A 13,605-nucleotide genomic window follows, 5' to 3' on the forward strand; every position below is an offset into this window, starting at 1 on the left:
GGCCCGCGAACCGATGCTACAGGTCCTTGCCTTCTACCTCTTCGCGGCCCTTACGATTGCCAGCGCCACGCTGGTTATCATGGCCCGTAACCCGGTGCATTCCGTGCTCTGGCTCATTGTGGCGTTCTTCAACGCCGCAGGGCTGATGGTGCTGGTCGGTGCCGAATTCATCGCGATGCTGCTGGTGATCGTCTATGTCGGGGCGGTTGCGGTGCTGTTCCTCTTCGTGGTCATGATGCTCGACATCGACTTCGCTGAACTGCGCGCCGGATTCGTGAAGAACTTCCCGCTCGGCATGCTGATCGCGGTGATCCTCGCGGCGGAACTGGTGCTGGGCATCGGTGCCTATCGCGCCGGTTCGCTCGAACTCGGAACGCCGGATGGTTCTGCCGCTCCGCTGCTGGGCAAGAGCAACATCGAGAGCATCGGTGCGCTGCTCTACACCAAATATCTGTTCCTGTTCGAAAGCGCCGGCATCATCCTGCTGGTGGCAATGATCGGCGCCATCGTGCTGACGCACCGTGAACGCAAGGGCACGCGCCCGCAGATCATCTCGCAGCAGGTCCGTCGCCGTCCGGAGGATGCGACCGTGAATGTGAAGCCGGAAGTCGGCCAGGGGGTGCAGCTGTGACCCTTCGACAAGCTCTGGGTGAGCGGGACAGCGGAGTGCTGCGCGCATGATTGGGATCGAACATTATGTCGTCGTCAGCTCGATTCTGTTCGTGCTTGGCGTGCTCGGCATCTTCCTCAACCGCAAGAATGTGATCGTGATCCTGATGGCGATCGAACTGATCCTGCTTGCGGTGAATATCAACCTCGTCGCCTTCAGTGCCTTCCTGGGCGATCTGACGGGCCAGATCTTCGCTATGTTCGTTCTCACCGTTGCGGCGGGCGAAGCGGCAATCGGCCTTGCGATCCTGGTGATCTACTTCCGTGGCCGTGGCACGATCGCGGTCGACGATGTCAACCGGATGAAGGGATAAACAACCGTGTCCTCTTCGATCCTGATCATCGTTTTCCTGCCGCTGCTGGCATCCGCGATTGCGGGGCTGGGCAACCGTGCACTGGGCAACACTATTGCCAAGTCGATCACTACGGCGGGCCTGTTCATTTCCTGCGGGCTTTCCTGGCCGATCTTCATCAGCTTCCTTAACGGGAGTGCTGAACCTACGGTCGTGCCGGTGCTACAGTGGGTCCAGTCCGGCAGCCTGTCCTTCGACTGGGCCCTGCGCGTGGATACTCTCACCGCGATCATGCTGGTGGTGATCACCAGTGTCTCGGCGCTGGTCCACCTCTACAGTTGGGGCTACATGTCGGACGATCCCGACCAGCCGCGCTTCTTCTCTTACCTCTCGCTCTTCACCTTTGCCATGCTGATGCTGGTGACGGCCGATAACCTCGTGCAGATGTTCTTCGGTTGGGAAGGCGTGGGCCTGGCATCCTATCTGCTGATCGGTTTCTGGTTCAAGAAGCCCTCGGCCGGTGCCGCCGCGATCAAGGCTTTCGTTGTGAATCGCGTGGGCGACCTTGGCTTCATGCTGGGCATCTTCGGCACGTGGCTGGTGTTCCAGACTACTTCCATTCCCGAAATTTTGGCTGCCGCGCCTGCTCTCAAGGGTGTTTCGACCATCGGTTTCCTCGGCATGCGCGTCGATACACTGACGGTGCTGTGCCTGCTGCTGTTCATCGGCGCGATGGGCAAGTCCGCCCAGCTTGGGCTGCACACCTGGCTTCCGGACGCCATGGAAGGCCCGACCCCGGTTTCGGCCCTGATCCACGCGGCCACCATGGTCACCGCGGGCGTGTTCATGGTCTGCCGCCTGTCGCCGATGTTCCAGGCTGCACCCGATGCGTTGACCGTGGTGACCTTCGTGGGCGCTGCCACCTGCTTCTTCGCCGCAACGGTGGGCACCACTCAGTGGGATATCAAGCGCGTCATCGCCTATTCGACCTGTTCGCAGCTGGGCTACATGTTCTTTGCTGCAGGCGTCGGTGCTTATGGCGCTGCGATGTTCCACCTGTTCACGCACGCCTTCTTCAAGGCGCTGCTGTTCCTTGGTGCGGGCAGTGTGATCCATGCGATGCATCACGAACAGGACATGCGGTATTACGGCAACCTGCGTAAGCACATCCCGATCACCTTCTGGGCGATGATGGCCGGCACGCTTGCCATCACCGGCGTCGGTATTCTGGGCGTCTTCGGCTTTGCTGGCTTCTATTCGAAGGATTCGATCCTTGAAGCCGCCTTTGCCAGCGGCACCGAAATGGGCCGCACGGCGTTCTGGCTCGGCGCGTTTGCTGCTCTTCTGACCAGCTTCTACAGCTGGCGCCTGATGTTCCTGACCTTCTGGGGCAAGCCGCGCTGGTCGCAGTCGGAACATATTCAGCATGCGGTCCATGACGAGCATGGTCATGGCGATCATGCACATGGCCACGCTCATGACGATGATCACGCTCACAGTGAGCATGACGATGGCACCGCAGGTTACCATCCGCATGAAAGCCCATGGGTTATGCTGGCGCCGTTGGTAATCCTGTCGGTGGGGGCGGTGTTTGCAGGCTTCGCTTTCAGCCCGTACTTCATTGACAGCGAGCATTTCTGGCAGGGTGCGATTTATTATAATGAGCACCTGATCCATTCGATGCACGCAGTGCCCCGTTGGGTGAAGCTGACCGCAACCGCAGTAATGCTGATTGGTTTCGTGATTGCCTGGTTTGCCTACATCAAGGACACTTCGATCCCGCGCAAATTTGTGGACCAGTTCCGCAATCTGCACGCCTTCCTCTACAACAAGTGGTATTTCGACGAGCTCTACAATCTGCTCTTCGTGAAGCCTGCGTTCTGGATCGGCCGTCAGCTTTGGCTGAAGGGCGATGTGGGGGTGATCGATCGCTTCGGCCCGAACGGTGCCGCCTGGGTGGTCGAAAAGGGCGCCGCTGTCGCCAAGAAGGTGCAGTCGGGTTATCTCTATAGCTACGCGCTGATCATGTTGCTCGGCCTTGTTGCCGCGATCAGCTGGATGATGGTGCGGTGATGGGGGACTTTCCGATCCTTTCGCTCATGCTGCTGGTACCGCTCGTCGGTGCCATCGCCTGCCTGTTCGCCGAAGCGAAGACGGCGCGGATGATCGCGCTGGTTGCGACGCTGATCGATTTTGCTCTGGGCATTGTGCTCTGGCTCAATTTCGATGTCGGCGGAGCGCAGTGGCAGTTCGTCGAGAAAGTTCCGCTGTTCGCGGGCTTCAGCTACGCGCTTGGCATTGACGGTATCGCGCTGCTGCTGATCGTGTTGTCGGTGTTCCTCATGCCGATCTGTATCGGCGCAAGCTGGAATTCGATCACCAAGCGGGTCGGCGAGTATTTCGCTGCTTTCCTGCTGATGGAAGTCCTGATGATCGGCGTGTTCGCCGCGCAGGATCTGTACCTGTTCTACATCTTCTTCGAAGCAGGCCTGATCCCGATGTATTTGATCATCGGTATCTGGGGCGGGGATAACCGCATCTACGCCAGCTATAAGTTCTTCCTCTACACGCTGATCGGCTCGGTGCTGATGCTGATCGCAATGATGTGGATGGTGCACGAAGCGGGGACGACCGATATCCCGACGCTGATGGCGTATGACTTCCCGGTTCACGCACAAACCTGGCTGTTCCTGGCCTTCTTCGCCAGCTTCGCGGTGAAGATGCCGATGTGGCCGGTCCATACGTGGCTTCCCGATGCTCACGTTCAGGCGCCGACTGCCGGTTCCGTGATCCTGGCGGGCGTGCTGCTGAAGATGGGCGGTTACGGTTTCATCCGCTTCTCGCTGCCGATGTTCCCGGAGGCGAGCGCACAGTTCGCCTGGCTGATCTACGGGCTGTCGATGGCGGCAGTGGTGATCACCAGCCTGATCGCGCTCGTGCAGCACGATATCAAGAAGCTGATCGCCTACTCGTCCGTTGCGCATATGGGCATCGTCACCATTGGCCTGTTCGCCTTCAATGTGCAGGGCCTCGAAGGTTCGATGATCGTAATGCTCAGCCACGGCATCGTGGCGGGCGCGCTGTTCCTCTGCGTCGGCGTGATTTACGATCGTCTGCACACGCGTGAGATCAATCGTTACGGCGGCATTGCGATCAACATGCCGAAATATGCGATGTTCTTCCTGCTCTTTACCATGGCAAGCATTGGTCTGCCGGGTACGAGCGGCTTTGTCGGCGAATTCCTGAGCCTTGCAGGCGTCTACCAGATTTCCACCTGGGTGGCGCTGGTCTGCACCACGGGTATCATCCTTGGCGCAGCCTATATGCTGTACCTCTATCGTCGGGTCGCATTTGGTGAGCAGAAGAATGCCGATGCGGCTGCGATGCCTGACATCGATTTGCGCGAATGGCTCATGCTCGGCTCGCTGACGGCAGCTGTGCTGTGGATGGGTGTGTACCCCGAGAGCTTCCTTGCCCCCATGCGCAAGGATATTGCAGCTCTCGATGCTCGCATTGCCCGCGCTGCGCCTCATGGCGACGCAAATCTCAAGATCGGCAAACCCAAACCTGCCGAAGAACATGAAGCGCAAGAGGGAGCGCACTGATGGATTTCGCTGCTTCCCTTAAGCTGATCGCACCCGAACTGCTGATGTCTGTTTCGGGCCTGGTTCTGCTGCTTGCTTCCGCCTGGGCGGGCGACAAGGCTTCGCGCGCAATCAGCGTGGCTGCTGCCGTCGTTCTAGGCGCCTGCTTTTTCCTCGTTGCGCCCTCGGTCTGTGCCGGGGCGAGTGGCCCGGATACGCTGGCCTTTGGTGGTCAGTTTTCCGCCGATGCCTTTGCGGGCATGGCGAAGCTGATGATCTTTGCGGCCGGCGGTGCGGCACTGGTAATCGCGCCGGCTTTCTTCGAGCGCTTCAATGCGATGCGTGCGGAATATCCGGTCCTGATCCTGTTCGCCGTACTGGGCATGTCGATCATGGTTTCGGCTCGCGATCTCATTACGCTCTATATCGGCCTCGAGCTCAACAGCCTTGCGGCTTATGTGCTGGCAGCGTTCCTGCGCAATGATGACCGTTCGGCTGAAGCTGGCCTGAAGTATTTCGTCCTCGGTGCGCTGGCGTCCGGTATCCTGCTGTTCGGCATGAGCCTGACCTATGGCTTCGCTGGCACCACCAGCTTCGAAGGCATTCGTGTCGCCCTCAGCGGCGATATGGCTACCGGCGCACTGTTCGGTCTGATCTTCATGCTGGCCGGGCTTGCCTTCAAGGTGAGCGCGGTGCCGTTCCACATGTGGACGCCTGACGTTTACGAAGGCGCACCGACGCCCGTAACCGCCTTCTTCGCTTCGGCGCCCAAGGTGGCGGCGCTGGCGCTCACCATGCGCGTCACGCTTGAAGCCTTTGGTGCACAGGACGATGCATGGCGCCAGATCCTGATCTTCGCGGCCTTGGCTTCGATCGTCGTGGGCGCTCTGGGCGCAATCGGCCAGACCAATATCAAGCGACTGCTTGCCTATTCGTCGATCAACAATGTCGGCTTCATCCTGATCGGCCTTGCCGCCGGAACGCAGGCTGGCGCATCGGCAATGCTCGTCTATCTCGCGATCTATGTCGCGATGACCGTCGGCGGCTTCGTTGCGGTGCTGATGCTGAAGGATGGAAACGGCGATCAGGTTGAGGCGATTTCGGACATTGCGGGCCTTTCCCGCACCCGTCCGGCGCTGGCGTTTTGCCTGATGCTGGTGATGTTCAGTCTTGCGGGCATTCCGCCGCTGTTCGGCTTCTGGGGCAAGTTCGTCGTGTTCCAGGCCGCCGTGAATGCGGGCTTCGTCCCACTGGCGGCAATCGGTATCGCTGCCAGCGTCATCGGTGCCTTTTACTACATCAAGGTAGTGAAGGTGATGTATTTCGATGAACCCGCCGATGTGGTGAAGGGTGAGAGCGACTGGGCCCATTGGGCGCTGCTCGCAATCTCTGCCATTGCGATCTCTCCGCTTGGCTACCTCCTCACGCCGTGGCTTGGCGGTCTTGCCGACAAGGCAGCGGCAGTGCTGTTCCTTGGCCTTTAGTTGGCAGGCTTGATCGAAACCGTAACGGAGACCGGATCTACCAATGCCGACCTCGTCGCGCGTCTGCGCGCGGGGGACTCTGTGCCGGAAGGGCATTGGCTGGTCGCCGACCGGCAGAATGCCGGGCGTGGGAGGCAAGGCCGGGTCTGGACTGCCGGTGAAGGCAATTTCATGGGGTCGACGGTCGTCCGGTTGGACGGACGAGAACCGGCTGCGCAGAGCCTTGCTCTGGCCGTTGGGCTGGCTGTCTATGAGGCCGTGCTCAACCATCTGCTGGTTCCGGCCAGGCTGGAACTTAAATGGCCCAACGATTTGCTTCTAGGTGGCGGGAAACTGGCTGGCATTCTGCTCGAACGCGTCGGGAATGATGTGGTCGTCGGGATCGGTGTCAACCTTGCCAAGGCGCCACTAGTCGCCGGACAGACAAGCGTTTCCCTTGGCCAATTCGGCCTCGCGCCGGACAGAGACAGTTTCTCTCGGGATCTGGCGGCTATGTTCGCTTCGGAAATGGAGCGTTGGCGTGATTTCGGGCTGCCTCAATTACTCGCGCGTTGGACCGCTGCGGCCCATCCGGAAGGTACGCGGCTCGGCGTCCATGTGGGCGAGGAAGGTCGGATTGAAGGTGAATTCGAAGGGCTTGCTCCGGATGGCGCGTTACGCCTTCGTCTTGACGATGGAAGCCTGCGGGTCATCCATGCCGGGGATGTGTCGCTGATTGGAGGGCAGGGCTGATGTTGCTCGCTGTCGATGTCGGGAACACCAATGTTGTGTTTGCCTTGTTCGAGACGGGTGCAGGCGAAATTCCGCGTATTCGGACCCGCTGGCGGATTGCTACCGATCCGCGCCGCACGGGTGACGAATATGCCGTATGGCTCGTTCAACTCATGGCTATCGAAGGCTTTGCCCGGGATGCGGTCACGCAAGTGATCATTTCTACAGTCGTGCCGCGGGCACTGCATAATTTGCAGGTGCTCTCCAGCAAATATTTCGGTGTCGAAGCGCTCGTGGCGGGGCAGGGCAAGGCGGAATGGGGTATCGCAATTGACGTGGATGAGCCCGGTTCGCTGGGCGCCGACAGAGCCGTGAACGCCATTGCCGCGCACGCGAAATATCCCGGCGACTTGATCGTGGTCGATTTCGGGACGGCGACCACCTTCGATGTGGTGGACTTCACCGGCGCTTATAAGGGCGGAATTATCGCGGCGGGGATCAACCTGTCGCTCGACGCGTTAGTGAACAATACCGCCAAATTGCCGCGCATCGCCATTGAAAGCCCGCGCACCAATTCGGTGATCGGGCGAAATACGCAGGATCAGATGCTGATCGGCGTTTTTTGGGGTTATGTCGCGATGATGGAGGGCCTGATCGCCAAATTGCGGTCGGAAATCGGCCGACCGGCCAAGGTTATAGCAACCGGCGGGCTGGCCATTCTGTTCGATCGGCACACCGGAATTTTCGACGCGGTTGACGCGGATCTTACGCTTGAAGGGCTGGCGCTGCTGGCAGAGAGGGCCAACAGCAGGTGAAAAAGGATTTTACGCCCGAGAAGGAACTGCTCTTCCTGGCGCTGGGCGGCTCTGGCGAGATCGGCATGAACGTCAATCTCTACGGCTGCGAAGGCAAGTGGCTGATGGTCGATCTGGGGATGACCTTCGGCGGCAATGAATATCCCGGTATCGAACTGGTTTTTGCCGATCCCGCGTTCATCGAGGAACGGCTGAGGGATCTGGTCGGTATCGTGCTGACCCATGGGCATGAAGATCACATTGGCGCGGTGCCCTATTTCGCCGCCGATTTCGGCGTGCCGATTTATGCCACACCGTTCACGGCCGAACTGGTGCTGCGCAAGCTGGAAGAGGCCGGTATTGCCGATCAGGTCGAACTGAATATCGTTGAAGGGCCGGACAGCTTTGCTCTCGGACCATTCGACATTTCCTATATCCCGCTTGCCCACTCCATTGCTGAGGGCAACGCCCTGTTGATCGAGACGCCCTATGGCAGGGTGTTCCACACAGGGGACTGGAAGCTGGATGACGAACCGCTGATAGGCGAGCCGGCGACGGCAGATGAACTGACGCAACTCGGCGATGAAGGCATTCTGGCGCTGGTTTGCGATTCAACCAATGTATTCAACCCGAAGGCGTCCGGTTCGGAAGGTGATGTCGCGCGCGGGTTGCTTGAAGAAGTGCGCAAGCATTCCGGCAGGCGGGTGTTGGTGACAACCTTTGCCTCCAATGTGGCTCGCCTCCAGAGCCTTGGAGAAATCGCCCGGGCAACGGGCCGGCAGCTTTGCGTCGCAGGCCGTTCGCTGGAACGGATCATTGAGGTGTCGAAGCTAAGCGGCTATCTTACGGACTTCCCGCCGACGATCGACTTCGATACGGCGATGAACCTCCCACGCGGTGACGTGCTGGTCATCGCGACGGGCGGGCAGGGCGAGCCGCGCGCAGCGCTGGCCCGGATCGCGGAAGATACGCATCATGTCGGCCTTGTCGAAGGCGACGTGGTAATCTTCTCCAGCCGCCAGATTCCCGGCAATGAACTCGCAATCGGGGCAGTGATGAACCGCCTTGCCGAACGCGGCGTGGTGATGGTGACCGATCGCCAAAGCGTGACGCATGTTTCAGGCCATCCCGGCCGCCCCGAATTGGAGGCGCTCTACTCCTGGATCAGGCCAGAAATTCTCCTGCCGGTTCATGGTGAATTGCGTCACATGGCCGAACAGGCGCGTCTTGGGAAAGCAAGCGGCATTCCCAAACAAATCGTCCAGAAGAACGGCACTATCGTGCGCCTGGCGCCAGGCAAGCCGGGGAAGCTGGCGGAGGTCCGCTCTGGCCGCCTCGTCCTTGATGGTGACATCATAGTCCCGGCCGATGGTGATGCCATCACCATGCGACGGCGCATGGCGCGGGATGGGGTCGTGATCGTGACTCTCGACTTGCAGGGACGAGCGCAGGTTCATGGTATCGGATTGCCGCTGGACGAGGATTATGGCGAGTTCGTCCGGGAAGCGGTGAGCGACGTCGGCGATGCACTCAAGCGGTTGAAGGGTGGGGCACGCAAGGATCGCGAGGCAGTCGCGGAGGCTGCGCGGCTCGCGGCCCGGCGTGCAGCTCAGCGCTGGTGCGGCAAGAAGCCGCAGACCCGCGTTATCCTAACCGGGGAGTAGTTGGATGAAGTGGACTTCGGTCGTGGCGATTTACTGCCTGTTCTGGGTGGTCAGCGCCTTCGTGCTCCTGCCTTTCGGCGTGCGCACTCACGATGAAGCAGGGATTGAGAAGATTCCCGGACAGGCCGAAAGCGCCCCTGCCAACTTCAAGCCCGGCAAGGTTGCCATCCGTGCGACATTCCTTGCCGCAGTACTCTGTGCGGCTTTCGTCGCCAATTACATCTATGGCTGGATAGTGCCGCAGGATCTGAACATTTTCGGTGAGCCGCCGAATTTCGAAGAGCACATGAAAAACTGATCCGCCAAGATCAGTCGCGCAGCCTTTCGATGGCCTGCGCGAGCGCGACATAGAGCTTGCCCATGTCGGACGAGAGCAGGGTTACACCCAGCGCATTGCCATCCCGAGTAGAGAGCAATGTGCGCAGCATCGCTTCGAAGTCGTGGATGTAGCGGCTTACATGTTCCCGGAAGTCTGGATCGCGATCATAGATTTCCGCGATTTCCCTAGCTTCGGAATTGTCGAGCAGGCGAACCGCTCGGCGAGTGAAGATACCACGGTCGCCACGTAGATAGGCGGCCCAGGCAGTGTCCGTGACATCGTTCGACAGTGCCTTGGAAATGTCGATCGAGTTTGAATTGAGGCTTTCACTGATAAGGGCGACACGGCGGGCAAAGTCGTTATCGACCTGCTCTTCCGCACGTTGACGGGCGCGAGCGACACGGCTCTCAAGATTGCCGGTGAGTTCGTCCACCTTGGCCAGTTGATCGCGCAACTGGCGGGCAGCTTCCTTGCCCACGCCGCTAGCATGGGCCGCTGCCTGCTCGAGTTCTCCGATGGCCTCGGTCGCTCGCAGGCGAATTGCCCGTTCGATGGCCTCCGTGCTTTGCGTGCCGATCTTTTCGGACAGTTCCTCAATAGCGCTGCTATGACCGCTTCCGAGTTCGTCCAGGGTCGCTCGCAAGGCGCCGCGCAGCTTTTCGACTGCTTCGGTCATCTCGCCGCGCACCTGTTGCGATACGCCGTCGCTTTCTGCACCCAGCGCTGCGACTGCGCCGCGCAGCTGATCGATCCGCGCGGCGTGAGCGGTCTCATGTTCCGCCATGGTGCCGTGGAGCGTTTCAAGTTCGTCGATAACGCTCCGGCTGTTTTCAACGGCAGTAATGACATATCCGGACAGGGCCTCGCCCTTGCTGCCGGCATCGTCGAGCATGATTCCAAGCTCGCGCGTGCGGTTTTCGAAATTGCCCAGCCGTTGTTCGGCAAGGGCAAGCGCGGACGGCAAGTGCTCCCGGCTATGCTCGGCGCCGGCCTGAATCAGCTCAAGCAGGCGAACGCTGGAGTCAGTCAGTTCCACGACCGCGTGATCGGTCGCTTCGACCACGTCCTTGTTGTTCTTCAAGCGAACGGTGAGCAATTCAATGGCCTGTGCCAGCGCGCTGCCGACCTTTTCGCCGCGCGCAGCTGTCTCCTCCATCTGGTCGGCGACCTTGCCGACCTTGCTTGCCAGCTTTTCTCCCTGTTCAGCCAGCGTGGCGATCTGGCCGAGTTGGTTCTGCTGATGGGCTGCGATTGCCGAATCCAGAGCCGCGATCCGTTTCTCAAAAGTGAGGACTTCCTGGGCTTCGCGCGCTTCGTGTTCCGCCTTGCGCACTTCGATGGCCTCTACAAAGCTGGCCAGTCTCTGGTCGATCGAAGCGTCCACTTGCTTCGCCCATTCACTCACTGAAGTCAGGCGACTGCGCGTCTTTTCAAGAGCGGCTGCGTCGATTTCGCCAATCTCCCTGAGTGCTACCGCCAGCGTCTCGCGCATGCGCTGGATGGAGGCTTCCCACTTTCCAATTGCATCGTCCTGGCCCTCGCGCACGGATTGGGCAAAGGCGTTGCACTCCGCCTGCAGCGAATTGATCCGCTGCCCCAGGCTGACGATGACGGCGGAAGTGCTCTCGCCGATCCGGCGGGCATGGCTTTCAAATTCCTCCAGCGCTTCGCTGACCTTGCCCTTGAGGCCTTCGGTCAGCTTCATGCCGGCTTCGCCGAATGCGTTCATGCGCTGGAGCCCGTTGATCATCTCGTCCAGCTGAACCTTGGCGGTACGCCCTGCATTTCCGATCTGGCTCGTCACATCGCGCGCTGAAGTGGCAACCACGGGCAATTCATCCCGCAACTTGTCCATGTTCGAAAGGGCAGTCGTGCTTACGCTGGCTATTGCTTCAATCTGGGCGGCGTTCTTCTGCACCAGCGCGGACATGCGCTCAGCATTTTCGGACAGGCGATCGCTCGCCACGCGGCCGACGGATTCCAGATCGCGCGACTGGGCGGCAAGGAATTCCCGGGCAAGGCTCAGTTCGCGATTTACCGTAGTCAGCCTGGTTTCAAGGCGGGAGCTTTCTTCTGCCAACTGACGCGCCGTTTCACCGAAACGGAGTGCTTCCCGGCGGCTCGATCGCATCGCCAGCAGCCACAGGCCGACGACCAGCACGGTGGGAACAGCCCATTGCGCGACCCATGTGCTCCACGCATCGGGGGTTGCACCTGCCAGCATCTCGCGATGATGCGCCCAGCCGAAAAATCCGGTCCAGCCGACAACGGCCAGGATCGCAAATGCGGGCAAAACCCACTGAAAATGGCTATTCGAGCGCTGATATCCGTCTTCAGGCGAGATGACTTCTTCGACCTCCACAGACAGCTCATAGGCCTCCGCGACGGCTTCGGATTGCAGTTCAGGCGAGGTATCCCCCGGACCGAAAGCGACGATATGTGAACCCCCAGACATTTTGCTAGAATATCACGGATCGCATCACAATAAACCCCGGCTTAACCTTGAAGGCCTAGGCTGCTGTCATGGCCTATGAAAACGGTGCCCTCGATGCCACATTGGCAGCCGCTGCCGGGGACGATCCCGCGCTGCTGGCAGAGCTGCGCAATGCATTCTCGGAAAGCCTCGCCAATCAGGTGGATCTCCTGCGTCGGGCACGTTGCGACGGTAACTGGAATGTGGCGGCAATGCGCCTGAAGGGGCTGGCCGCCAGCTTCCATGCCGAAGGGCTGATCGGCCTTGCCGAGGAAGCACTGGATTCGGCGCCTGGCGAGCCGGTGGTGATCCGCAAGCTAGAGCGTTTTCTTAACGAATTTGTCCATCCGGCCGACTGACACACCGCTGCAGGGTGCTTGGCATGCTGCCATCGCTGCCCTAGACCGGCGCCGTGCGCGTCGCTCTACTCTCCTTGATCGAACGGGCCGGGGATGCCCCGGATATTCCACTGGCCATGCTTGCGCTCGCCGGACGCAGCCTTGCCGAACGCCAGTTGGAGCTTGCGCTTGAGCTGGGGTGTGAGCGGATTGTTTGCATTTCCAGCACGCTGGGCCAGAATCTCATCGCGCTTCAGCACCGGGCCGAAGGGGCCGGTGCACGGTTCAATCTGATCGCCGGACCGCGCCAGCTTGGAGGGATGGTGAATGCGGCAGACGAACTTGTCGCAATCGCACCCGGCCTGCTTCCAGCGATCGACGAGGCCAAAGCGGCTCTTGCCGGAAGTAACGGTGTGCTCGTCCTTCCGGTAGAGACCGGCATTGCGGCGGGTTTTGAAAGGATCGATCTGAATTTTGCATGGGCGGGCGTGCTTGCCATGCCCGGTGCGCTTATCGAACGCCTGAACCAGCTACCCGCCGATTGCGATACGATTTCCGCACTGCTGCGGATTGCGTTGCAGGGCAGGGTGCCAGAACGTTCTCTGCCCGACGCTGTGCTGACGGATCGGCGCTGGGCGTTGATCACTTCGCAGGCCAGATTGGCGGAACTTGAACCGGAATGGCTGCGACGCCACGTTGCACCTCCCACCGCCTTCGCGCCGGGCAGGGCAATGATGCGTATCGGGATACGCAATTTCGGCAGCAAGTTGCTGGCCAAGGGCTGGAGGCCGGCGTTCCTTGCAATTGGCGGTGTCGCTTTGGCTGGGCTTGCCCTCGTTGCCGCATGGTTCGAACATCCGGCAGCGGCAATCGCCTGTTGTGCTTTGGGTTGGCTCTCGCTTGAGGCGGGCAAGGCGCTGGAATCCCTCGCGCGCGCTGGGATAGGCGATGCGGCAGGCCCCGGCAGGCTTATGCCCATTTCTGCAATACTGATCGACATCGTGCTGATCGTCGTTCTGGCGGCAGCGCTCCCCGGCATTCGTGCGGAGCGGATATTCGCCCCACTAGTACTGATTGGCGCGATTACGCTGGTCGGTAGGCTCATTGCGCCCAAATGGGCGGAATTGGCACAGGATCGCGCCGTGCTTTGCCTGCTGTTGGCTCTGGCGAGCCTTGGCGGGGTTTTGCTGCCGGCAATTCAGCTGCTCGCGTTGGCTGCGATTGCGGCCATGCTCGGCTTTTTGCGCGGCACAGCGCAGATAACGCAGGCTTAACC

12 protein-coding genes are annotated in these 13,605 nt (G+C 60.3%); 11 read left to right on the plus strand and 1 reads right to left on the minus strand.

What is annotated here, in order from left to right; all coding sequences use genetic code 11:
- Positions 1 to 13 precede the first annotated feature (13 nt).
- From SZ64_RS05015 to SZ64_RS05055, 9 genes are read left to right on the plus strand one after another with little or no spacing between them, the layout of a single operon-like run.
- Positions 14 to 631: an NADH-quinone oxidoreductase subunit J gene (locus SZ64_RS05015; RefSeq protein WP_054529814.1), complete on the plus strand. Its 618-nt coding sequence runs from the start codon at positions 14 to 16 to the stop codon at positions 629 to 631.
- A gap of 46 nt (positions 632 to 677) precedes the next feature.
- Entirely contained in the window at positions 678 to 983 is a 306-nt protein-coding gene (gene nuoK, locus SZ64_RS05020; RefSeq protein ID WP_054529815.1) for an NADH-quinone oxidoreductase subunit NuoK, read from the plus strand.
- Between the two features lie 6 nt (positions 984 to 989).
- The gene (nuoL, locus tag SZ64_RS05025) at positions 990 to 3,035 is read left to right on the plus strand and encodes an NADH-quinone oxidoreductase subunit L (RefSeq protein WP_054529816.1); all 2,046 of its coding nucleotides are present in this window, start codon (positions 990 to 992) and stop codon (positions 3,033 to 3,035) included.
- Positions 3,035 to 4,567: an NADH-quinone oxidoreductase subunit M gene (locus SZ64_RS05030; protein ID WP_054529817.1), complete on the plus strand. Its 1,533-nt coding sequence runs from the start codon at positions 3,035 to 3,037 to the stop codon at positions 4,565 to 4,567. The genes nuoL and SZ64_RS05030 overlap by 1 nt, the downstream gene beginning before the upstream one ends.
- Positions 4,567 to 6,030: an NADH-quinone oxidoreductase subunit NuoN gene (gene nuoN / locus SZ64_RS05035; protein WP_054529818.1), complete on the plus strand. Its 1,464-nt coding sequence runs from the start codon at positions 4,567 to 4,569 to the stop codon at positions 6,028 to 6,030. The genes SZ64_RS05030 and nuoN overlap by 1 nt, the downstream gene beginning before the upstream one ends.
- 9 nt (positions 6,031 to 6,039) lie before the next feature.
- Positions 6,040 to 6,762: a biotin--[acetyl-CoA-carboxylase] ligase gene (locus SZ64_RS05040; RefSeq protein WP_054532094.1), complete on the plus strand. Its 723-nt coding sequence runs from the start codon at positions 6,040 to 6,042 to the stop codon at positions 6,760 to 6,762.
- The gene (locus SZ64_RS05045; RefSeq protein WP_054529819.1) at positions 6,762 to 7,556 is read left to right on the plus strand and encodes a type III pantothenate kinase; all 795 of its coding nucleotides are present in this window, start codon (positions 6,762 to 6,764) and stop codon (positions 7,554 to 7,556) included. Before SZ64_RS05040 ends, SZ64_RS05045 begins: the two co-directional genes overlap by 1 nt.
- Complete coding sequence (locus SZ64_RS05050) at positions 7,553 to 9,199, plus strand: ribonuclease J (RefSeq protein ID WP_241772983.1); 1,647 nt, start codon at positions 7,553 to 7,555, stop codon at positions 9,197 to 9,199. Before SZ64_RS05045 ends, SZ64_RS05050 begins: the two co-directional genes overlap by 4 nt.
- A 4-nt stretch (positions 9,200 to 9,203) precedes the next feature.
- Positions 9,204 to 9,497, plus strand: a complete 294-nt coding sequence (locus SZ64_RS05055; RefSeq protein ID WP_054529820.1) for a DUF1467 family protein — start codon at positions 9,204 to 9,206, stop codon at positions 9,495 to 9,497.
- A gap of 10 nt (positions 9,498 to 9,507) precedes the next feature.
- Here the strand turns inward: SZ64_RS05055 and SZ64_RS05060 are convergent, their stop codons facing one another.
- Positions 9,508 to 11,973, minus strand: coding sequence for a hypothetical protein (locus SZ64_RS05060; protein ID WP_054529821.1), 2,466 nt, complete (start codon positions 11,971 to 11,973; stop codon positions 9,508 to 9,510).
- A gap of 68 nt (positions 11,974 to 12,041) precedes the next feature.
- On the opposite strand from SZ64_RS05060, the gene SZ64_RS05065 reads away from it, so the two are divergent.
- Positions 12,042 to 12,350 carry a hypothetical protein gene (locus SZ64_RS05065; protein ID WP_054529822.1) on the plus strand — a complete coding sequence of 103 codons (309 nt, stop codon included), beginning with the start codon at positions 12,042 to 12,044 and terminating at the stop codon, positions 12,348 to 12,350.
- Positions 12,351 to 12,403: 53 nt separating this feature from the next.
- The gene (locus tag SZ64_RS05070; protein WP_156313524.1) at positions 12,404 to 13,603 is read left to right on the plus strand and encodes a hypothetical protein; all 1,200 of its coding nucleotides are present in this window, start codon (positions 12,404 to 12,406) and stop codon (positions 13,601 to 13,603) included.
- Positions 13,604 to 13,605 lie beyond the last annotated feature (2 nt).

The sequence above is a fragment of the Erythrobacter sp. SG61-1L genome (genome assembly GCF_001305965.1).
Lineage (GTDB): Bacteria > Pseudomonadota > Alphaproteobacteria > Sphingomonadales > Sphingomonadaceae > Andeanibacterium.

Bases quoted from the DNA above. Each gene is read 5' to 3' on its own strand.
- nuoK (WP_054529815.1), top strand. From the start codon at position 678: ATGATTGGGATCGAACATTATGTCGTCGTCAGCTCGATTCTGTTCGTG.
- nuoN (WP_054529818.1), top strand. From the start codon at position 4,567: ATGGATTTCGCTGCTTCCCTTAAGCTGATCGCACCCGAACTGCTGATG.
- SZ64_RS05055 (WP_054529820.1), top strand. From the start codon at position 9,204: ATGAAGTGGACTTCGGTCGTGGCGATTTACTGCCTGTTCTGGGTGGTC.
- SZ64_RS05045 (WP_054529819.1), top strand. From the start codon at position 6,762: ATGTTGCTCGCTGTCGATGTCGGGAACACCAATGTTGTGTTTGCCTTG.
- SZ64_RS05065 (WP_054529822.1), top strand. From the start codon at position 12,042: ATGGCCTATGAAAACGGTGCCCTCGATGCCACATTGGCAGCCGCTGCC.
- SZ64_RS05030 (WP_054529817.1), top strand. From the start codon at position 3,035: ATGGGGGACTTTCCGATCCTTTCGCTCATGCTGCTGGTACCGCTCGTC.
- SZ64_RS05060 (WP_054529821.1), bottom strand. From the start codon at position 11,973: ATGTCTGGGGGTTCACATATCGTCGCTTTCGGTCCGGGGGATACCTCG.
- SZ64_RS05015 (WP_054529814.1), top strand. From the start codon at position 14: ATGCTACAGGTCCTTGCCTTCTACCTCTTCGCGGCCCTTACGATTGCC.